Origin of the sequence: Brachybacterium squillarum M-6-3 (assembly GCF_000225825.1) — a bacterium.
In the GTDB taxonomy this organism is placed as follows: domain Bacteria; phylum Actinomycetota; class Actinomycetes; order Actinomycetales; family Dermabacteraceae; genus Brachybacterium; species Brachybacterium squillarum.
Window position 1 is genome coordinate 149916 of record NZ_AGBX01000005.1, and the last position, 19508, is coordinate 169423.

19 protein-coding genes are annotated in these 19508 nt (G+C 74.6%); 14 read left to right on the forward strand and 5 right to left on the reverse strand.

Annotated features, from left to right (window positions below; all coding sequences use genetic code 11):
* Window positions 1-60 precede the first annotated feature (60 nt).
* The gene (locus OM98_RS07695; RefSeq protein ID WP_010534028.1) at window positions 61-546 is read right to left on the reverse strand and encodes a YbjN domain-containing protein; all 486 of its coding nucleotides are present in this window, start codon (window positions 544-546) and stop codon (window positions 61-63) included.
* Between the two features lie 167 nt (window positions 547-713).
* Between OM98_RS07695 and miaA the strand changes: the two genes are divergently transcribed.
* Both miaA and dapF read left to right on the forward strand, forming a co-directional pair.
* A complete protein-coding gene (gene miaA, locus OM98_RS07700) occupies window positions 714-1697 on the forward strand; it encodes a tRNA (adenosine(37)-N6)-dimethylallyltransferase MiaA (RefSeq protein ID WP_010534029.1) in 984 nt (327 codons plus the stop codon).
* Between the two features lie 9 nt (window positions 1698-1706).
* Window positions 1707-2558: a diaminopimelate epimerase gene (dapF, locus tag OM98_RS07705; protein ID WP_010534030.1), complete on the forward strand. Its 852-nt coding sequence runs from the start codon at window positions 1707-1709 to the stop codon at window positions 2556-2558.
* Window positions 2559-2588: 30 nt separating this feature from the next.
* Here the strand turns inward: dapF and OM98_RS07710 are convergent, their stop codons facing one another.
* Window positions 2589-3203 (reverse strand): class I SAM-dependent methyltransferase, encoded by a 615-nt coding sequence (locus OM98_RS07710; protein WP_010534031.1) that lies wholly within the window; start codon window positions 3201-3203, stop codon window positions 2589-2591.
* A gap of 140 nt (window positions 3204-3343) precedes the next feature.
* Between OM98_RS07710 and hflX the strand changes: the two genes are divergently transcribed.
* Together hflX and OM98_RS07720 are read left to right on the forward strand one after the other, a co-directional pair.
* A complete protein-coding gene (gene hflX / locus OM98_RS07715) occupies window positions 3344-4906 on the forward strand; it encodes a GTPase HflX (protein WP_010534032.1) in 1563 nt (520 codons plus the stop codon).
* Window positions 4907-4941: 35 nt separating this feature from the next.
* Window positions 4942-6960, forward strand: coding sequence for an ATP-dependent DNA helicase (locus tag OM98_RS07720; protein ID WP_010534033.1), 2019 nt, complete (start codon window positions 4942-4944; stop codon window positions 6958-6960).
* A gap of 63 nt (window positions 6961-7023) precedes the next feature.
* Here the strand turns inward: OM98_RS07720 and lexA are convergent, their stop codons facing one another.
* Window positions 7024-7770, reverse strand: coding sequence for a transcriptional repressor LexA (gene lexA, locus OM98_RS07725; protein WP_010534034.1), 747 nt, complete (start codon window positions 7768-7770; stop codon window positions 7024-7026).
* A 225-nt stretch (window positions 7771-7995) separates the two neighbouring features.
* On the opposite strand from lexA, the gene OM98_RS07730 reads away from it, so the two are divergent.
* Together OM98_RS07730 and nrdR are read left to right on the forward strand one after the other, a co-directional pair.
* Window positions 7996-8403 (forward strand): LysM peptidoglycan-binding domain-containing protein, encoded by a 408-nt coding sequence (locus OM98_RS07730; protein WP_010534035.1) that lies wholly within the window; start codon window positions 7996-7998, stop codon window positions 8401-8403.
* 160 nt (window positions 8404-8563) lie between these two features.
* Window positions 8564-9031 (forward strand): transcriptional regulator NrdR, encoded by a 468-nt coding sequence (gene nrdR / locus OM98_RS07735; RefSeq protein ID WP_010534036.1) that lies wholly within the window; start codon window positions 8564-8566, stop codon window positions 9029-9031.
* Window positions 9032-9218: 187 nt separating this feature from the next.
* On the opposite strand, the gene OM98_RS07740 is transcribed toward nrdR, so the two are convergent.
* Entirely contained in the window at window positions 9219-11474 is a 2256-nt protein-coding gene (locus tag OM98_RS07740) for a HelD family protein (protein ID WP_010534037.1), read from the reverse strand.
* Window positions 11475-11609: 135 nt separating this feature from the next.
* Here OM98_RS07740 and OM98_RS07745 point away from each other — a divergent pair, with 135 nt between their 5' ends.
* Together OM98_RS07745 and OM98_RS07750 are read left to right on the forward strand one after the other, a co-directional pair.
* Entirely contained in the window at window positions 11610-12569 is a 960-nt protein-coding gene (locus tag OM98_RS07745; RefSeq protein WP_010534038.1) for a proteasome assembly chaperone family protein, read from the forward strand.
* Window positions 12570-12900: 331 nt separating this feature from the next.
* Window positions 12901-13104 (forward strand): cold-shock protein, encoded by a 204-nt coding sequence (locus OM98_RS07750; RefSeq protein WP_010534039.1) that lies wholly within the window; start codon window positions 12901-12903, stop codon window positions 13102-13104.
* A gap of 103 nt (window positions 13105-13207) precedes the next feature.
* Here the strand turns inward: OM98_RS07750 and OM98_RS07755 are convergent, their stop codons facing one another.
* Entirely contained in the window at window positions 13208-14077 is an 870-nt protein-coding gene (locus OM98_RS07755) for a spermidine synthase (protein ID WP_010534040.1), read from the reverse strand.
* A gap of 209 nt (window positions 14078-14286) precedes the next feature.
* Between OM98_RS07755 and OM98_RS07760 the strand changes: the two genes are divergently transcribed.
* From OM98_RS07760 to ftsL, 6 genes are all read left to right on the forward strand, one after another.
* Window positions 14287-14811, forward strand: coding sequence for an SAV_6107 family HEPN domain-containing protein (locus OM98_RS07760; RefSeq protein ID WP_010534041.1), 525 nt, complete (start codon window positions 14287-14289; stop codon window positions 14809-14811).
* A gap of 84 nt (window positions 14812-14895) precedes the next feature.
* Window positions 14896-16284, forward strand: coding sequence for a DNA polymerase IV (dinB, locus tag OM98_RS07765; protein ID WP_010534042.1), 1389 nt, complete (start codon window positions 14896-14898; stop codon window positions 16282-16284).
* 146 nt (window positions 16285-16430) lie between these two features.
* Window positions 16431-16832, forward strand: coding sequence for a DUF3040 domain-containing protein (locus tag OM98_RS07770; protein WP_010534043.1), 402 nt, complete (start codon window positions 16431-16433; stop codon window positions 16830-16832).
* A 511-nt stretch (window positions 16833-17343) separates the two neighbouring features.
* Window positions 17344-17775, forward strand: coding sequence for a division/cell wall cluster transcriptional repressor MraZ (gene mraZ, locus OM98_RS07775; RefSeq protein WP_010534044.1), 432 nt, complete (start codon window positions 17344-17346; stop codon window positions 17773-17775).
* A 189-nt stretch (window positions 17776-17964) separates the two neighbouring features.
* A complete protein-coding gene (rsmH, locus tag OM98_RS07780) occupies window positions 17965-18996 on the forward strand; it encodes a 16S rRNA (cytosine(1402)-N(4))-methyltransferase RsmH (RefSeq protein WP_010534045.1) in 1032 nt (343 codons plus the stop codon).
* 1 nt (window position 18997) lies between these two features.
* Window positions 18998-19507: a cell division protein FtsL gene (ftsL, locus tag OM98_RS07785; RefSeq protein WP_010534046.1), complete on the forward strand. Its 510-nt coding sequence runs from the start codon at window positions 18998-19000 to the stop codon at window positions 19505-19507.
* Window position 19508 lies beyond the last annotated feature (1 nt).

A 19508-nucleotide genomic window follows, 5' to 3' on the forward strand; every position in this document is an offset into this window, starting at 1 on the left:
ACATCAGGACGGCCCCACCCGAGCGGGTGGGGCCGTCCTCGCGGCGCGGGGGAGGGGCGCTCAGGTGTCGAGCTCCTCGAGCTCCGCGCCCAGCCGCTCCTCGAGGCTGTGGAAGAAGGCGATCACGGTGCTGAGGCCGCAGGTGATCGCGCTGTCGAGCTGGGAGTCCAGGGCGCCGGCGCGGAAGTCCGCGGCCAGCTCGCCGTACACGCCCAGCAGGCCCTCGGACTCGCGGCGCACGTAGACCTTCGGCCAGATCCGGTTCATGTTCCACTCGTTGCAGAGCTTGACCATCTGCACCTTGCGGGAGACGTCCACGCAGTGGTTCCAGCGGCCGCGGGTCTGCAGGATGCCGTGGTCCTCGCCGCTCAGCATGAACTGGAAGCGGTAGTCGTCGAAGCGGGCCCGCAGGATCTCGGGATGCGCCTCGTCCTCGACGAAGGCGTAGCCGTGACGGCTCAGGCACTCCTGCACCCGGGCCAGCGACAGCGGGGCGAGGGTTTCGGCGGAGTCCGACAGCAGCGGGGACTCGTTCGCGGTTCTCACGGGCGACCTCGGGACGGATCGGGGACCAGGACGGCGGGTCCGGGACGGACCGTTCGCCAGCGTACTCCCCGTGCCTGCGAGAGGGCAGGTGCCCGGGCGTGATCCCCGCGACCCCGCGACCCCGCGTCGGCTCGGAGCGCAGGCGGCGGGGTGGATACGGTGGCCGTATGGACCCCGCCGCGTCCCCCGCGCCCACGGCCCCCGCGAGCCCGCCGGACGCCCCCCGGTGCCCCGCGCTGCTGGCGGTCGTCGGCGCCACCGCCACCGGGAAGTCCGCCCTCGCGATCGACCTGGCCCGCGCGCTGGACGGCGAGGTCATCAACGCCGATGCCCTGCAGCTCTACCGCGGTATGGACATCGGCACCGCCAAGGTGACGCCCGCCGAGCGCGCCGAGGTGCCCCACCACCTGCTGGACGTGCTCGACATCCGCGAGGAGGCCAGCGTCTCCGCCTACCAGCAGGCCGCCCGCGAGACGGCCGCCGGGATCCGGGGGCGGGGCCGGGTGCCGATCCTGGTCGGCGGCTCCGGCCTCTACGTCCGCGCCGCGATCGACGACATCGCCTTCCCGCCCACCGACCCCGCCGTGCGGGCGCGCCTGGAGGCCCGTGCCGAGGCCGAGGGTGACGCCGCCCTGCACGCCGAGCTGGCCGCGCGGGACCCCGAGGCGGCCGCCGGCATCGGCCCCGGCGACCGTCGCCGCATCGTCCGCGCCCTCGAGGTCGGCGAGCTCACCGGCCAGCCCTTCGCCGCCTTCCTGCCGCGGCCCGTGCTGTGGGAGCCGGACACCGTGCAGCTCGGACTGCGCCTGCCCCGCGCCGACCTCCACGCCCGCATCGCCCGCCGGGTCGAGAACATGGTGGCGGACGGCCTGCTGGAGGAGGTGCGGGCACTGCGCGAGCAGGGTCTGGCGGACTCCCCGACGGCCCGCCGCGCCATCGGCTACGAGCAGGCGCTGGCCGTGCTGGAGGGCCGCATGGGCTGCGCGGAGGCGATCGAGGCCACCGTGGTCGGCACCCGCCGCCTGGTCCGCAAGCAGGACACCTGGTTCCACCGCGACGACCGCGTGCGCTGGATCGACGGCCCCACCGACCCGACCGCCGCCGGGGCACGTGAGGGACTCCTCGGCGCCGCGCTCGCCGCGCTGGCCTAGGCTCGCTCCATGACCTCCGCGCTGCGCTTCACCAAGGGCCACGGCACCCGCAACGACTTCGTCGTGCTCGACGACCCCGCGGGTGAGCTCGCGCTCGACGCCGCGACCGTCGCCGCGCTCGCCGACCGCCGTGGCGGCATCGGCGCCGACGGCGTGATCCGCGCCGTGCGCACCCGAGACGCCGGCATCGAGGCCCCGGCCGATGCCCCCGAGTGGTTCATGGACTACCACAACGGTGACGGCTCGATCGCCGAGATGTGCGGCAACGGGGTGCGGGTGCTCGCCGCCCACCTGCGCCGCGCCGGGCACGTGGGCGAGGGCCCCTTCGCCGTCTGGACCCGCGCCGGGGTGCGCGGCGTGGAGGTGCTCGCCGAGCCCGCCCCCGGTGAGCCCGCCGTGTACACGGTGCGCGTGGGCATGGGACAGGCCGGCTACGCCGAGATCGGCCGCACCGTCGCCGTCCACGGCCTCGAGCTGCCCGTCGCCGACGTCGACATGGGCAATCCCCACGCCGTCGCCTTCCTCCCCGCGGGCACCGCCCTGGAGGAGCTCGACCTCACCGTGCGCCCCGCCCTGGACCCCGAGCCGGCCGCGGGCGCCAACATCGAGCTGGTCGCCGAGCGGGGACGGCGCCACGTGGCGATGCGGGTGCACGAGCGCGGGGTGGGGGAGACCCAGTCCTGCGGCACCGGCGTCGCCGCCGTCGCGGTGGCCGCCGCCCGTCGCGCCGGCGACACCAGCGGGGAGCCCTGGCGCGTGGACGTGCCCGGCGGCACCCTCGAGGTCGCCTGGCGCGAGGACGGCGAAGTCACCCTCACCGGCCCGGCCGAGCTGGTGGCCGACGGGGAACTGCTGGCCTGAGCCGCGACGGGTGACGTCGGCCCCCGGTCGTTACCGCTCCGGGCCGACCTCCAGGATCCGGAAGCCCTTGGCGCTGGCCACCTTCGTGACCGTCCGCCGCGGCAGGTCCGCGTCCAGCCGACGGGCCAGCGGGTCCGCCCCCAGGTTCTTGCCCACCACCATCGCGGCGGTTCCCTCCGGCCGCAGCCGGGCGATCCACTCCCGCAGCAGCGCGTCCAGTGCCTCGCGGCCGATGCGGATCGGCGGGTTCGACCAGAGGACGTCGACGCGCAGCTCCGCCGGCACCTCCTCCGGGGCGGCCACGTGCACCCGCTCCAGGCCCAGCGCGGCCGCGTTCTCCCGGGTCAGGTCCCGCGCCCGCTCGCTCACGTCCACCGCCCACACCTCGGCGTCCGGGTGCAGCAGCGCGGCAGTCAGCGCGATCGGCCCCCAGCCGCAGCCCAGGTCCAGCAGTCGCGCGCCCGGCGGCACCGGCGCGACCTCGTCCAGCCGGTCCAGCAGCACCGCCGTCGCCTTGTCCAGGCCGCGCCCGGAGAACACGGAGGAGCTGGAGACGAGCTGACGCTCCGCGCCGGCCAGGCGCACCCGCAGCGGGAAGCGCACGTCCGCGGTGTCGGGGGAGGGGGTGAAGTAGTGCTGGTCCACCCGCCCAGGATAGGGAGCCGTTCGCCCCCGCGCCGACCGGACGGAGGTCGGGGATGCGCCCAGGGAGAAATCCCTCGACCCCTCCGCGGCGCCGTGGGATTCTGGACCTCCGACACCCCGACGTGAGGAGAACCCTGCTCGTGCCCATCGCCTTCCATCCCGACCCCGAGCCCACCACCGACGCCGCCGACGGCGCGGAGGCCCCCGGCACGGACACCGCGGGAGCCGAGGAGACCACCGCCGAGCAGGCCCCCGCCTCCCGCCGCCGCGACCCCCTCACCGAGCGGATCCTCGCCCGGGGGGACGCCTCCATCGCCCGCACCACCACGGTCTCCGAGGCCGACGGGGAGCAGCTCGACCTCGCCGATCGCCACGCCCTGCGCCGCGTCGCCGGGCTGCGCACCGACATCGAGGACGTCACCGAGGTCGAGTACCGCCAGCTGCGCCTGGAGCGCGTGGTCCTGGCCGGGCTCTACACCCGTGGCGACGTCGCCGAGGCCGAGAACAGCCTGCGCGAGCTCGCCGCGCTCGCCGAGACCGCCGGCTCCGAGGTGCTCGACGGCGTCATGCAGCGCCGCGCCCACCCCGACCCCGCCACCTTCCTGGGTCGCGGCAAGGCCGCCGAGCTCGCCGAGATCGTCACCGAGGTCGGCGCCGACACCGTGATCGCGGATGGTGAGCTGGCCCCCAGCCAGCGCCGCGCCCTCGAGGACATCGTCACGGTGAAGGTCGTGGACCGCACGGCGCTGATCCTGGACATCTTCGCCCAGCACGCCAAGTCCCGCGAGGGCAAGGCGCAGGTGGAGCTCGCCCAGCTGGAGTACCTGCTGCCGCGCCTGCGCGGCTGGGGCGACTCCATGTCCCGCCAGGCCGGCGGCCGCGTGGCGGCCGGGGGCGCCGGCATGGGCTCCCGCGGTCCCGGCGAGACCAAGATCGAGCTGGACCGCCGCCGCATCCGTGACCGGATGGCGAAGCTGCGCCGCGAGATCAAGGCGATGACCCCGGGGCGCGAGGCCAAGCGCGCCGACCGCCACCGCAACGCCGTGCCGTCGGTCGCCATCGCCGGGTACACCAACGCCGGCAAGTCCTCCCTGCTGAACCGGCTCACCGGGGCCGGGGTGCTGGTGGAGAACGCCCTGTTCGCCACCCTGGACCCGACGGTGCGGCGCTCCACCACCCCCGACGGCCGCGAGTTCACCTTCGCGGACACCGTGGGCTTCGTGCGGCACCTGCCCACCCAGCTCGTCGAGGCCTTCCGCTCCACGCTGGAGGAGGTGGGCGACGCCGACCTGGTGCTGCACGTGGTGGACGCCTCCCATCCCGACCCCGAGGGGCAGATCCGCGCCGTGCGCACCGTGCTCGGCGAGATCGAGGGCTTCGAGGTGCCCGAGATCGTGGTGCTGAACAAGGCGGACCTCGCCACCCCTGAGACCCTGGCGCGGATCCGCAGCCAGGTCGGGGAACACGCGGTGGTCTCCGCCCGCACCGGCGAGGGCATCGAGGAGCTGCGCCGCCAGATCGCCGAGCACCTGCCGCGGCCCGCCGTCGAGGTGGACCTGGTGGTGCCCTACGACCGCGGGGACCTGGTCTCCCGGGCCCACAGCACCGGGGAGGTGCTGCGTGAGGAGCATCTCGCCGAGGGCACCCACCTGCACGCCCGTGTCGACGAGGCCCTCGCCGCGGAGCTCCGCGGCGCGGCCTGAACCGCCCGCGGCCGGGGCGCCGATACCCTGATCCGATGAGCTCCTCGGCCACCGCGGCACCCCCGGTCGCCGACCTCGACACCCTGATGCGCGCCGCCGTCGCGGCCGTCGGCGGCAGCCCCCGCGAGGGCCAGACCGCCATGGCCGAGGCCGTGGACACCGCGATGGACGGCGGTCGCCACCTGCTCGTGCAGGCCGGCACCGGCACCGGCAAGTCCCTGGCCTACCTGGTGCCCGCCCTGCGGCACGCCCTGGTGACGGGGCGGCCCGTGGTGGTCTCCACCGCCACCATCGCCCTGCAGAACCAGATCGTCCGCAAGGACCTGCCGCGACTGGTCGAGGCCCTCGCCGCGCACCTGCCGCGCACCCCCACCTTCGCGCTGCTCAAGGGCCGCGCGAACTACCTCTGCCGCCACAAGGTCGACGGCGGCTACCCGGAGGACCTCGACCCCCGGGCCCTGTTCTCCGAGGCCTCGGCCGATCCCGCCCGCGGCGGCGGGGAGCGGCTCGGCGAGCAGGTGCGGCGGCTGCGCGCCTGGGCCGAGGAGACCGAGACGGGCGACCGCGACTCCCTGGAGGACGCGGTCTCCGACCGTGCCTGGCGACAGGTGTCGGTCACCGGCACCCAGTGCCTGGGCTCCACCTGCCCGATGGTGGGGGACTGCTTCGCCGAGCGCAGCCGCGAGCTGGCCCGCGAGGTCGACCTGGTCGTCACCAACCACGCGCTGCTCGCGATCGACGCCTTCGACCGCCACGGCATCATCCCCGAGCACGACGTCGTCGTCTTCGACGAGGCCCACGACCTCACCGCCCGCGTCACCGGCGCCGTCACCGAGTCCCTGAACCCCGGCGCCGTCCGCGGCGTCGTGCGGGAGCTGCGGAGCCTCGGCGTCGCCGCCACGGCCCTGGACGACGCGGGGGAGGAGCTGCGGGAGGCCCTCGAGCTGGTGCCCGACGGCCGGGTCATCGCGGAGCTGCCCGAGCGGCTGCGCGACGCCCTGGCCATGATCCGGAACGAGGCCCGCACCGCCCACAGCGACGCCAAGGACGCCGGGGACGAGCACGCCGCCGGCACCGCCGGGGCCCGCAAGGCCGCCCGCGCCACCCTGCAGGAGCTGATGGACGTCTCCGAACGCCTGCTGGCCCCCGCCGAGGACGACGTCGTCTCCGTCTCCCACTCCACCGCGACCGGCCGCTCCAGCATCCAGGTGGCGCCGCTGAGCGTCGCCGGGGCCATGCGGGGGGCGATCCTCGAGGACCGCACCGTGGTGCTGACCTCCGCCACCCTCGCTCTCGGGGGCCGCTTCGAGCCGCCCGCGGGGGAGGTGGGCCTGGCCCGCGCCGCCCGCACCGCCCCCGAGCAGGTCCCCGCCCGCGAGGACCGCGGCGCCTGGGCCGGGCTGGACGTGGGCAGCCCCTTCGACTACCGCCGCCAGGGCATCCTCTACATCGCCCGCCACCTGCCCCCGCCCGGCAGGGAGGGCCCGGCGCCCGCGATGCTCGAGCACCTCACCGAGCTGGTCGAGGCCTCCCACGGCGGGGCGCTGTGCCTGTTCTCCTCCCGCCGCGGCGCCGAGCTGGCCGCCGAGCACGTGCGCGCCCGGCTGGACCTGCCGATCGGCGTGCAGGGCGAGGACTCGATGGCGAACCTGGTGCGGGACTTCCGGCAGGACCCCGACTCGAGCCTGTTCGGCACCCTCACCCTCTGGCAGGGCGTGGACGTGCCCGGGGACGCCTGCCGCCTGGTCACGATCGACCGCATCCCCTTCCCGCGGCCGGACGACCCGCTGACCTCGGCGCGCCAGGAGCGGATCACCGCCCACGGCGGCAACGGCTTCATGGGCGTCTCCGCGCAGCACGCCGCGCTGCTGCTGGCCCAGGGGGCGGGGCGCCTGATCCGCTCCCAGCAGGACCGGGGCATGGTCGCGGTGCTCGACGCGCGCCTGGCGACCGCGCGCTACGCGGGCTTCCTACGGGCCGCGATGCCGCCGCTGTGGGACACCACCGACCCGGGCGTCGCGCTGGGCGCCCTGCGGAGGCTCAGCGGCGCCTGAGCGCGCCACGGAACGCAGCGACCGACCTCTCTCGGGACACGGCGTCGCCCGGTCGGCAGCGGCTCAGACCGAGCGCAGCACAGCCACCACCTTGCCCAGCACTTCGGCGTCGTCGCCGAGGATGGGGGTGAAGGACGGGTTGTGCGGCATCAGCCAGATGTGGCCGTCGCGCTGGGCGAAGGTCTTCACGGTGGCCTCGCCGTCGATCATGGCGGCGACGATCTCGCCCTTCTCGGCGGTGGGCTGGGAGCGCACCACCACCCAGTCGCCGTCGCAGATGGCGGCGTCGATCATCGAGTCGCCCACCACCTGCAGCAGAAACAGCTCCCCGCTGCCCACCAGACGGGAGGGGAGGGTGAAGACGTCCTCGACCTGCTCCTGCGCGGTGATGGGCACGCCCGCGGCGATCCGGCCGACCAGCGGCACCGGCACGGAGGGGCCCGCGGAGAGGTCGTCGGCCGCGGCCAGCTCGGCGTCGGGGGCGCCGTCCTCGCCCGGGAGCACCACCTCCATCGCCCGCGGACGCTTGGGGTCCCGGCGCAGGTAGCCCTTGCGCTCCAGGGCCTGCAGCTGGTGGGACACCGAGGAGGAGGAGGTCAGGCCCACGGCCTCGCCGATCTCCCGCATGCTCGGCGGGTAGCCGCGGTTCGCGATGGCGGCGGTGATGGTCTCCAGCACCAGGCGCTGGCGCGGGGTGAGCGAGCTCTCCCCGCCCTCGGGCACGTCGGCGGCACCCGGGGGGACCTCGGCGAGGGCCGCCGGGGCGGGGGCGGTCCGAGCGGTGCGGCTCGACGGGGTGCGCGGGGTCATGGCGGGCCTCCTGGCCTGGGCGGGCGGTGCCGTGGGCGGTAGTCCGACGGCGGTCCCGGGACGGGCCGCGGAGTTCGTTTGTCGGACCCCCGCGGTTCGGTGGTGCTGTCACCCAGAGTAGGGCGACACGCAGGCGATACCAAACAGGTGTTCGAGATTTCTCTTGCGTGTCGCGCCCATCCCGCTTAGAGTCGCACACAGTTTCGATCGAACAGGAGTTCGGACATGCAGACCCAGAACGCCACCGTCATCGCCCTCCCCGCGCAGCACGGCCGCACCGCCCCCCAGGGCACCCCGGGGGCCGTTCGACCGCGTGTTCGACTGGAGGTCACCCGCCGGGGCCGCGCCCTGATCACGCTGCTCGCCTTCGTGCTGGGCCTCCTGGTCGCCGCGGCCGCGCTGCTCGTGCTCGACGTGCCGAGCGCCCTCGCCGGCGGTGAGGAGACCACCGATCACAGCGTCACCGTCGCCGCGGGGGAGACCCTGTGGGACTACGCCGACCGCTACGCCGCCGAGGGCGTGAGCGCGCAGGAGTACGTCGTGCAGGTGCGGGCCCTGAACCACCTGCCCACCGGCCGGATCGTGGAGGGCCAGGAGCTCGAGCTGCCCGCCGTGGACGCGCAGGCGCTCTGACACCGTCCCGCGTCGCGCTCGCCCCCGCACGCTCCGCGGCGCTCCCGGTCGGCTCGTGATCACCACCCCCGCCCACCGAATCGACCCGCGCCCTTCCCGCCGCACCGCCCCGTCCCCAGCACGGATCGGCGGGGAGGGCGTCGGCGGTACCCTGGGGCCCATGCACTGCCCGTTCTGCCGCCACCCCGATTCCCGGGTCGTGGACTCCCGCACCTCCGACGACGGCTCCACGATCCGTCGCCGTCGCCAGTGCCCGAACTGCTCGCGGCGGTTCTCCACCAGCGAGACCGCCTCGCTCGCCGTCATCAAGCGCTCCGGGGTCAGCGAACCCTTCAGCCGCGCCAAGGTGATCTCCGGCGTGCGCAAGGCCTGCCAGGGACGTCCGGTCACCGACGACCAGCTCGCCGTGCTCGCCCAGCGCGTGGAGGAGGACATCCGCGCCAGCGGCCAGGCCGAGATCGACGCCCACGGCGTGGGCCTGGCCATCCTGCAGCCCCTGCAGGACCTCGACCTCGTGGCCTACCTGCGCTTCGCGAGCGTCTACCGCTCCTTCGACAGCCTCGACGACTTCGAGGCCGCCATCCAGCGGCTGCGGGAGCAGGGCGCGGAGACCAGCACTGCGAGCTGACCCCGGGCAGGGGGCGCGAGGGGTGCCTCACGGGCGCGGTGGACAGTGGTCCGGGACGCCTGCGGATGTGGCTAAGATACCCATCGTGCGCTCTTGCAGCGCACGATCGGACGGCGGTCGTGGAGGGGAAGCCACGGCCGCCGTTCCCTGTCTGCTCCCCGTCTCCGGAGAAGACCGCCGCCCGAGGTCAGGCGGCGATCGGGGCCTCGGACATGCCGGCCGGCAGCGCCGCCGCATGGACCGCACCGAGGTGCCGGGTGGGCCGGGTCATCGCCACGTAGAGGTCTCCGGCGCCGTGCCGCTGAAGGATCTCGGCGGGCTCCGCGAGGACGACCGCGTCGAACTCGAGGCCCTTGGCGTCCTGCGGCCCCATCACGGCGACCTCGTCGTCCACACCGGCGGATCCGGTGCCGATGCGGATGCCCGGCAGCGCCTCGCGGATCGCCGCCAGCAGCTCCGGCTCCCGGGCGGGATCCGCGATCACCGCGATGCGGCCCACCTCCTCGGCGTGCAGGCCCGCCACCATCGCGGCGGTGTCCTCCGCGATCCGGGCGGGCTCCGTGCGCCGCAGCATCGGATCCTCCTCGCCCTCGCGCACCGAGGTGACGGCGGTGACGGGGAGGTCGTGGGCGGCGGCCATCGCCAGCGCCCGGTCCATGATCCGCGCCGGGGTGCGGTAGTTGACCGTCAGGTGCTCGATCTGCACCCGGTCCTGGACGTGCGGGGCCAGCGCCCGCTCCCAGGAGCCCGGGCCGGCGGCCGAGGAGGTCTGGGCGACGTCCCCCACCACCGTGAAGGACTTGGTGGGGCAGCGGCGCATCAGGGCGCGCCAGCTCATCGCCGAGTGCTCCTGTGCCTCGTCGACCACCACGTGGCCGTAGGTCCATCCGCGCTCCGCGGAGGCCCGCTCGGCCAGCGTCCGGCCGTCGCGCACCCGCGTCACCTGGTCGGCCAGGTCCTCGGCGCGCACGATGCCCGAGGTGTCGACGTTCTCCAGCACCCTGCGGGCGTAGTCCACGTCGGCCGCGCGGCGCTCGGCGGCGTCGCGGGCGCGGGCCTCCTCGGGGGCGGAGTCCTCCCCGAGCAGCTCGGCCACCTCGTCCAGCAGCGGCACGTCCTCCACCGTCCAGGGGGCGTCCTTGTCCCGCACCAGCCGCTCGACCTGTCCCGCGAGGTCCCGGGGCGCGGCCTCGCGCAGACGCTCGGGGCGGGAGAGCAGCACCCGCAGGAAGCCCTGCGGGGTGTAGGGGAGCCAGGCCAGGTTCAGCGTCCGTCGCACCGTGGGGTCATGGCGCAGATCGGCGAGCAGGTCCGGGCGGTCCTCGGGCACCACGGTGCGGCCGTGCGCCCGCAGCGCCGTCTCGTACCGTTCCACCAGCCGGTCCAGGGCCGCGCGCACGAACACGGTGCGGGCGTCGTTGTGGGGGCGATGCGTGGCGCGGGCCTCGCGGCGGGCGGCGCGCAGGTCCCCCCGGCTCAGGCGCAGCGGGATCCCGTCGATCCGCAGCGGCACGTCCTGCTCGGGCACCTGCTGGCGTTGCTTGACGGCGCGCGAGAGCAGCTCGGCCATCGCGGCGTCACCCTTCGCCCGGGCCACGGCCGGGGCGTCGTGCCGGGTGGTCTCCACGCCGGGGAACAGCGTGCCCGGCGTCATCATCACCACGCCGGACTCGCCGAGGCTCGGCAGCACGCGCTCGATGTAGTGCAGGAAGCCCTCGGTGGGGGCCATGATCAGCACGCCCGTGTGCTCCAGGCGGCGCCGGTGGGTGTAGAGCAGGTAGGCGGCGCGGTGCAGCGCGACGGCGGTCTTGCCGGTGCCGGGTCCCCCCTGCACCACCATCACGCCGCGGTTGTCGGAACGGATGATGCGGTCCTGCTCCGCCTGGATGGTGGCGACGATGTCGCCCATGCGGCCGGTGCGCTGCCCGGAGACGGCCGCCAGCAGCGCGCCCTCGCCCTGCAGCACCACGTCCTCGGCGCCCTCCAGCACGGAGGAGTCCAGCACGTCGTCCTCGAGGCCCACCACGGTTCGGCCGCGGCTGATCAGGTGCCGGCGCAGACGCACGCCCTGGGGGTCCGCGCTGGTCGCCTGGTAGAACGCCGCCGCGGCGGGGGCGCGCCAGTCCACCAGCAGCTGCTCGCGGTCCGCGGTGAACAGGCCGATGCGGCCGATGTAGCGCCGGGCCTCGTCCTCGGTGTCCAGGCGGCCGAAGACGACGTTCTGGCTGACGGAGCGCAGCAGCGCGAGGCGGTCCTCGTACAGCGCCAGGAAGGAGTCCCGCTCCGAGCGGTTCTGGTGGGTCGAGGCGTGCTGGGAGGCCTGCACCCCGGTGAGGTTGGCCTGCACCTGCTCGATCAGCTCGTCGAGGCGGTGGTAGAGCCGGTCGGCATGGTCCTGCTCCCGCGCGATCTCACGGCTGATCTGCTGCTCGGACTCGTCCACGGACCTGCTCCCCCCACGTGCGGATGCTGCGGGCGTCCGCTCCGGGCCCGGCCCGGACGGCGGAACGCGGTGGTCCATTATGGTGGACGGGCCTGGGTGTGCGTGACATCCGGCCCGCCACGGAAGGAGAGGGTGATGCGAGACCCGCGTGACCTGTACACCTTCGAGGATGCCGAGGTGCTCGCCGCGGTGCCGCGGGAGGACCTGACCCTCGTGCACGCGCTGCCGGGGATGGTCGATGCGGGCAACGCCTGCCGGATCGCCGCCACCTACCTGCGCGACGAGCTGCGCCACCTGCCGCTGGTCACCTTCGACATCGACGAGCTGCTGGACTACCGGGGCTCGCGACCCCAGGCCGTGTTCGACGGCGTCTCCTACCGCAGCGTCGACATCCCTTCGCTGCGGCTGTCCCTGATGTACGACGAGGCCGACCGCCCCTTCCTGTTCCTGGACGGCCCCGAGCCGGACCTGCAGTGGCAGCGGCTCTCCCAGGCCCTCATCGACCTCGTCGAGTACTTCGGGGTGCGTCGCGTGGTGGGCATGCAGGCGGTGCCGATGGCCGTGCCCCACACCCGGCCCATCGGCCTGTTCGCGCACGCCAACGACCCCTCCCTGCTGGAGCGCACCGAACTGCAGCCCCCTGAGGGGTCGGTGCCTCCCGAGGATGAGGCCGAGATCGTCGTGCCCGCCGGCTTCGGCTCCCTGCTCGAGGTCGAGCTCGGCCACGCCGGTCACGCCGCGATGGGCTACGCCGCGCAGGTGCCCCACTACCTCACGCGCACGGACTTCCCGGCCGCCGCTCTCGCCCTGCTGCGCCGGGTCAGCGGCGCCGCGGAGCTCGACCTGCCGCTGGTGACCCTCGGCGACCTCACCGATGCCGCCGGGACCGCCCTGGAGGGCACGCTGTCGCAGAACGGGGAGGTGCGCCAGATCGTCGCGGCCCTGGAGGAGCAGTACGACGCGGCGCGCGAGGAGGACGAGTCGTCGATCGCGACCGCGATGGACCTCCCCACGGCCGAGGAGCTGGGCGATCGCTTCGAGCGCTTCCTCGCCGACCGCGACGGCGAGGGGCCGGAGTCGCCGACCCGGTCGTGACCGGGCACGTTGGACAGTGGAAGTCTCCACCACTGACCGCGGCAGGCCCCGAGAGGCGTCATCGGGCCCTGACCTCCACCGTTGAGTGTTATACGACCGTTACTGCTTCGTGACGCCCCCGTGCCGGGGTTCGTGTGAACAGCGCCACCACCGGTGACAGAATGTGGGTGTTGCGGTGATGCAGGTCCCACAGGACGGTCCGTCGAGACGGTGCCCCGGCACCCCACGCACGGCACACCTGATGCCACCCGTGAGATGTGGGGGACGGCGTCGCGCGGCACCGAGGTCGCGAACGCGGCCGACGATGGACGACACAGGAAGTGACAGAGGTATGGCACAGGGCTCGGTCAAGTGGTTCAACGCCGAGAAGGGCTACGGCTTCATCGAGATCGACGGGGGCGGCGCGGACGTGTTCGTGCACCACTCCAAGATCGACATGGACGGCTACCGCTCTCTCGACGAGGGTCAGCGCGTGGAGTTCGAGGTCACGCAGGGGGACAAGGGGCCGCAGGCCGAGCAGGTCCGCCCGCTCTGACCCTCTCCGACTCCGATCCCGCAGGGATCCACCCGACGGGCCGGTCCCGGGCGCCACGCCCGGACCGGCCCGTCGTCCGTCCGGCCCGCGCGCGGACCAGGGCTCAGGCCCCCGCCCGCAGCACCTGACCGGAGCGACGCAGGTTCTCCACCTGGTCCCGCGGGGCCAGGCGCACCGAGACCGCATCCGAGCGCAGAGCCCGGTCCACCCCCTCCGGCAGCGGCTCCTGCGAGGCCAGCAGCACGGCGTTGCTGCGGCGCTTGTTGCCCAGGTGGGCCGGTTCGGCGATCACCCCGACGTGTGCGAAGACCTCCGCCAGGGTCGCGATCTCGGCGGCGATCATCCCCGACCCGGGTGGGGCCGCGCAGTTGGCCAGGTAGATCCCTCCGGGCCGCAGCACCCGGTCGGCCTGGCGGGCCGTCTCCTGGGTGATCAGCTCCGCCGGGGTGCGGTCCCCGGCGAAGACGTCGCGGATCAGCACCTCGAAGCGGTCTTCCCGCCAGGCGGCGAGGGCCTCGGCGGCGTCGTCCACCCGGATCCGCAGCCGGGGGGAGCGCGGCAGCTCGAACCAGGTGCGCACGAGCTCGGCCAGCTGTCCGTCCAGCTCGACGACGAGCTGCCGGGCGGCGGGATGCGTGGCCGCCAGGGCACGGGGGAGCGAGCAGCCCCCGCCGCCCAGATGGGCGATCTCCAGCGGGGCGGGGGAGGTCGCGAGGGCCGCCCGGACCTCCTCGCGCTCCAGGTGCAGCCCGACCACCAGCGCCATCCAGCGCATGTACTCGAAGACGAGGTGGGCGGGGTCCGGGTGCTGCTGGGAGGAGGGGACGCCGTTGACCTCGAGCAGCACGGAGCCGTCGCTCTCGCGGATCAGGCGCACGCTGCCCGTGGAGGTGGGGATCGCGGTGTCCACGGGGCCGAGCCGGGGGAAGGCCTCGGTCGGGGCGTAGGAGCGGGGACGGTCGCGGCGGGGCATCGTCCCACTCTAGGGAGTCCCGCCCCGGGCATCGTCCGGGGACGAGGGAGCGGTGGGGAGGGCGGTCCCTCCCCACCGGGGGATCGTCCTCCGGGAGGGCACCCGCGCTCGTTCGTCGGACCCCCTGCCTAGCGTGGGCACCACGACGAGCGGCGACGGCTCCGCACCCCGCGCAGCGGCCGCTCGGCACCCCGGACGAAGGAGGAGCCATGACCACCATCCCCGCGTCCCGTCCCGTCCAGCCCACCCTGCCGGCACCCCGCCCCACGGCGCCCCGGCGTGCCTCCCGCGGAGGAGCGGCTCCCGTCGCCTCCCGCCGCGGCGCCCTCGCGCGCTTCGATGCGGACCAGGCCGATCTGCAGCGCGCCGAGGCGCTGCTGGCCCGTGCCCGCGCCGCGCAGGCGAGCGATCCCCGGTCGGCCTTCGAGCTGACCCATCGCGCGGCCCTCCGTGGCGCGGGGGTGCTGGTGACCCGTGCCAACCGGGAGCGGCGCCGGAAGCTGCCCCTGAACGTCTGGACCGCGCTCGACCGCCTCGGCGGCCCCGCCCGCGAGCGCGCCGAGCAGATCCACGAGCTGGTGCGCGAGCGCGACCGGCTGGACCGGGACCCCGCGGCCCGGCCCGACCCGGAGCTGCTCCGGCGCCATCTCCACGACACGTCCGCGCACCTCGCCCGTGTGCGCGAGGAGATCCTCTCGGACCTGCCCGCGGCGATGGTCGCCCTGAGCGGCTGAGGCCGCGCCGGTACAGTGCCGAGGCGGCAGCACGAGAGCCAGCACAGCAGTCCGGGGTCTCCCCGGGGAGCGGAGGGAGCACGCATGAGCGAGTCCGGTCCCGCACGCCCCGGCCCCGCCGCCGGTCCGGAGCGTGGCGAGCCGGAGGTGCCCGGCATCCTGCACCTCGACATGGACGCCTTCTTCGCCTCCGTCGAGATCCGTGACGACCCCGCGCTCCGCGGTCGACCCGTGGTGGTGGGCGGTTCCGGCGCCCGCGGGGTGGTCGCCGCGGCCAGCTACCCGGCCCGCACCCGCGGCATCCGTTCCGCGATGGCGATAGCCACCGCGCGACGGCTCGCTCCGGACCTCGTGATCGTCCCGCCCCGCATCGACCGCTACCGCGAGGTCTCGGTGCAGGTGATGGACCTGCTGCGCACCGTGGTCGCCGACATCGAGCAGATCAGCGTCGACGAGGCGTTCCTGGACGTGCGCCCCGCCCGGCGGCTCTTCGGCGGGCCCGAGCAGATCGGGGCCCTGCTGCGCGGCCGCATCCGCGAGGAGCTCGGCCTGCCCAGCTCGGTGGGCGGCTCCGTCTCCCGGGCGGTGGCGAAGATCGCCTCCGCCCGGGCCAAGCCCGACGGGATGCTGATCGTCCCGGCGGCGGACACCGCGGCCTTCCTGGCCCCCCTGCCCGTCTCGGTCATCTCCGGCATCGGCCCCAAGGCCGTCGCCGGGCTCGAACGCCTCGGCGTGCACACCGTCGGCCAGCTGCGCGAGCTGCCGCCCGGTCCGCTCGCGCGGGTGCTCGGCCCCCGCGCCCCCGAGGTCGCGCGCCTCGCGGACGGCAGCGACCGCACCGGCCTCGGCACCCTCGTGCGGGACCGCTCCCTGGGCACCGAGCGCACCTGGGACGAGGACCTCACCGATCCTGCCGAGGTGCGGCGCCGCCTCACCCGCATGGCCGACGAGACCGCCCGCCAGCTGCGGCGCCAGCGGCTGCTCGCCCGCACCGTGGTGCTCAAGCTGCGCTCCCCGGACGGCACCACGCGCACCCGGTCCTCCACCTTCGCCCAGCCCACTGACACCGGGGAGCGGCTGCGCGAGCATGTCGTCGCCCTCTGGGAGCGCGAGCGCCCCGCGATGCCCCGGGTCCGGCTGGCCGGTGTGCGGGCCGCCCATCTCCTCTCCACCTCCGCCGCCACCCCGCAGCAGGAGCTGACCGGTCGGACGGCCGGCTGGCACGACCTGGAGGAGGCGATGGACCGCGCGCTGGACCGCTTCGGGTCCACGAGCCTCGGGCGCGGCTCCACCCTCCGCGGCGGCGCGGCCGCTGCGGACGGCGCTCCGTCGCGCTCCGCGCAGGGGCACGATGACCAGGGCGGACAGGGTGACGCCCCGCTGCGTCCCGGTGAGCTCCCGCGGCGCGACGCCGGTCCCGACGGGCACTCCGCCCCCGCCGGCGATGACGAAGCCCAGGGGCGGCTGCTGTGAGCGGCCCCCAGCGGTTCCCATCCCCCCGCACGGCGCACTAGACTTGTCGCACCGCCGACGGAGGCAGAGGTACGGGACGGACGTACACGGACGTGCGGCGGAGACGCCCCCTGGGGCGTGAGGCAACGGGGACAAGGAGCGGGATCATGCCGCTGTCGGAGCACGAGCAGAAGATGCTCGACGAGATGGAGCGTCAGCTCTTCGCCGATGACCCGCGCCTCGCGCGGGCCTTCGCGCCGCGGCGGGGGCCGCGCCGCAGCGGCCGCCGGATCCTGCTGGGCCTGGGTGGGGTCCTCCTCGGGCTCGTGCTGCTCGTCTTCGCGGTCTCCCTGCCGGCCATCTGGCTCGGCGTGATCGCCTTCCTGCTGATGCTCGCGGGCGCCGTCTACGCGGTCACCACCCCCACCCGATCCACCGGCGACACCGGCCAGGGCGGCGGGGGCGGGGGCCATGGCGGCCCCGGCGCCCCCAAGGGCGACGGCGGCGCCTTCATGCGCCGCATGGAGGAGCGCTGGGAGAAGCGCTCCGGCCCCGACACCCGGCGCTGAGCCGCCCGGCCCACCACCTCCAGGACGCCCCGACCCCTTGAGGGTCGGGGCGTCCTGCTGTGTCCGGACCCCGACCGCCGCCCGGACCCTCAGCGCCGCCCGGCCCCCTCCGTCGTCCTGACCCCTGCCACCGCCCGAGCCCCCGCTCTCGATGTCGGCCCCCGGCCTCCGCCGTCCACAGGCTCCTCCCAGCCCCCCACTTCCCTCCACCGGATCCCTCCCCCTCCCCCCACCCCGCACCCCCATCCCGTCTCCGGCGCACTGACCTGCGGCAACGAATGAGGGTGGGGAAGAGCAGGGTGCGCCGGGCGCCCGTCGGTGTCGACGGCAGCGACGCGGGACGCGAAATCCCCTCCACATCACACCCACTGCTCTGACCTGCTAGTTCCTTGCTCAGATCCCCCGGAATCGCGGTGTTCCCCGTGCGGGGTGGGGAGTAGTGGGGTAAAGTGGAGGGCGTAGGGAGGAGATCGGTTCGGATCGGGAGTGACGGCAGCAGAAGGGGGTCGGGATGTTCCTCGGCACCTTCACGCCCAAGCTCGACGAGAAGGGCCGCCTGATCTTCCCTGCGAAGTTCCGTGACGACCTCGCCGGGGGACTGGTGATGACCCGGGGTCAGGAGCACTGCATCGCGGTGTACCCGATCCAGGAGTTCCGCCAGAAGCTCGAGGAGGCCCGTCGGGCGCCGACCACCGATCAGCGCACCCGCGACTACCTGCGCGTGCTGCTGTCCGGTGCGGAGGACGTCATCCCGGACAAGCAGGGCCGCATCACGATCCCTGGCCACCTGCGTTCCTACGCGGACCTGGACCGGGAATGCGCCGTCATCGGCGCGCTCGATCGGCTCGAGATCTGGTCCTACCCGGCCTGGGAGACCTACCTCGAGCAGAAGGAGGAGGGCTTCGCCCAGACCGCGGAAGAGGTGGTTCCCGGTCTGTTCTGAGGCTCCCGGACGGATTCCGTCCCGCGAGGTCTCTCGTCGTTCCCGCCCCGACGCAACTTCCCCGGTGGCGGGTCGGGAACGACGGGATATCTGGCAGGACGGCCCCGACCGGGACCGCAGGGGCGGCCCGCCACCGCGCATCACCAGCACGACCAGCACGACCGGCACGACACCAGGGGAGGGGGAACGATGACCGAGGACGCCACGTCACCCACGACGCCCAGCGAGGCGGTGACCCCCGAGGCGATCACCACCGCGGACCGCCACCTCCCCGTCCTCCTGGACACCTGCGTCGAACTGCTCGCCCCCGCGCTGCAGCATCCCGGCGCGATCCACGTCGACGCGACCCTCGGCATGGGCGGCCACGCGCTCGCCGTGCTCGAGGCGGCCCCCGAGGCCCACCTGATCGGCATCGACCGCGACCCGCAGGCCCTCGAGCTGGCCCGCGAGCGCATCGCCCGGGCGGGACACGCCGAGCGCGCCACCCTCGTGCACGCCACCTATGACGAGATCCCGGCCGTGCTCGCCGACCTCGGCATCGAGGCGGTCGACGGCGTGATCATGGACCTCGGCCTGTCCAGCTTCCAGATCGACACCCCCGAGCGCGGCTTCTCCTACGTGGCCGACGCCGCGTTGGACATGCGCATGGACACCTCCTCCCAGGGGCCCACCGCTGCCGACCTGCTGGCCACGCTCCCCGAGGCCGAGATCTCCCGCATCCTGCACGTCTACGGCGACGAGCGCTTCGCCCGCCGCATCGCCCGCCGGGTGGTGGAGCGCCGGGCCGCGCGCCCGCTGCTGCGCAGCGGCGACCTCGTCGAGCTCGTCGAGCAGGCCATCCCCGCCGCCTCCCGCGCCACCGGGGGACACCCCGCCAAGCGCAGCTTCCAGGCGCTGCGGATCGCGGTGAACGAGGAGCTCGAGATCCTCACCCGCGCCCTCGACGGCGCCCTCGACACGCTGAGCCTCCACGGCCGCATCGTCGTGGAGTCCTACCATTCCGGAGAAGACCGAATCGTGAAATCCGCCTTCGGCCGCCGGACCCGGTCCAGCGCGCCGGTCGGCTTCCCGGTCGAGCTCGAGGAACACCGCCCCACGTTCACTCCGCTCGTCCGGGGCGCCCTTCAGGCGGACCCCGAGGAGCGAGAGCGCAACCCGCGCGCGGCCAGCGTCCGCCTGCGCGCCCTGACCCGCACCCGCACCGCCGAGAGAGCACACTGACATGGCCAGCACCTCCGCCGTCCGCGCGACCGCGGTCCGTCCCGTCCGCGGGCCGCAGACCGTCCGGTCCCCGCGTCCGCGCCTGACGGTCCTCGCCAAGCCCCGCACGCGCACCAGCCCGCTGCCCTTCGTGGCGCTGTGCACGCTGATCGTGGTCGCCACCCTCGCCACGCTGCTCACCCTCAGCATCCAGATGTCGGACGCCAGCTACGAGATCACCCGCCTGCAGGGCCAGTCGCAGCGCCTCACCGAGGAGCAGCAGGCCCTCGCCGAGACCGACGAGCGCCTGGGCACCCCCCAGGAGCTCGAGAAGCAGGCCCGGGAGCTCGGCATGGTGCCGGTCACCGATCCCGCCTACATCGACCTCGAGTCCGGCACCGTGATGGGGGAGACCGAGCAGGCCGCCGCGGCCGCCGATGCCGACACGCCGAGCGCGGAGACCGCCGTGCCGCCCGCCCAGATCTACGATCAGCCCAGCACCTACCACGGCATGGGCAACGAGGGAGTCTGAC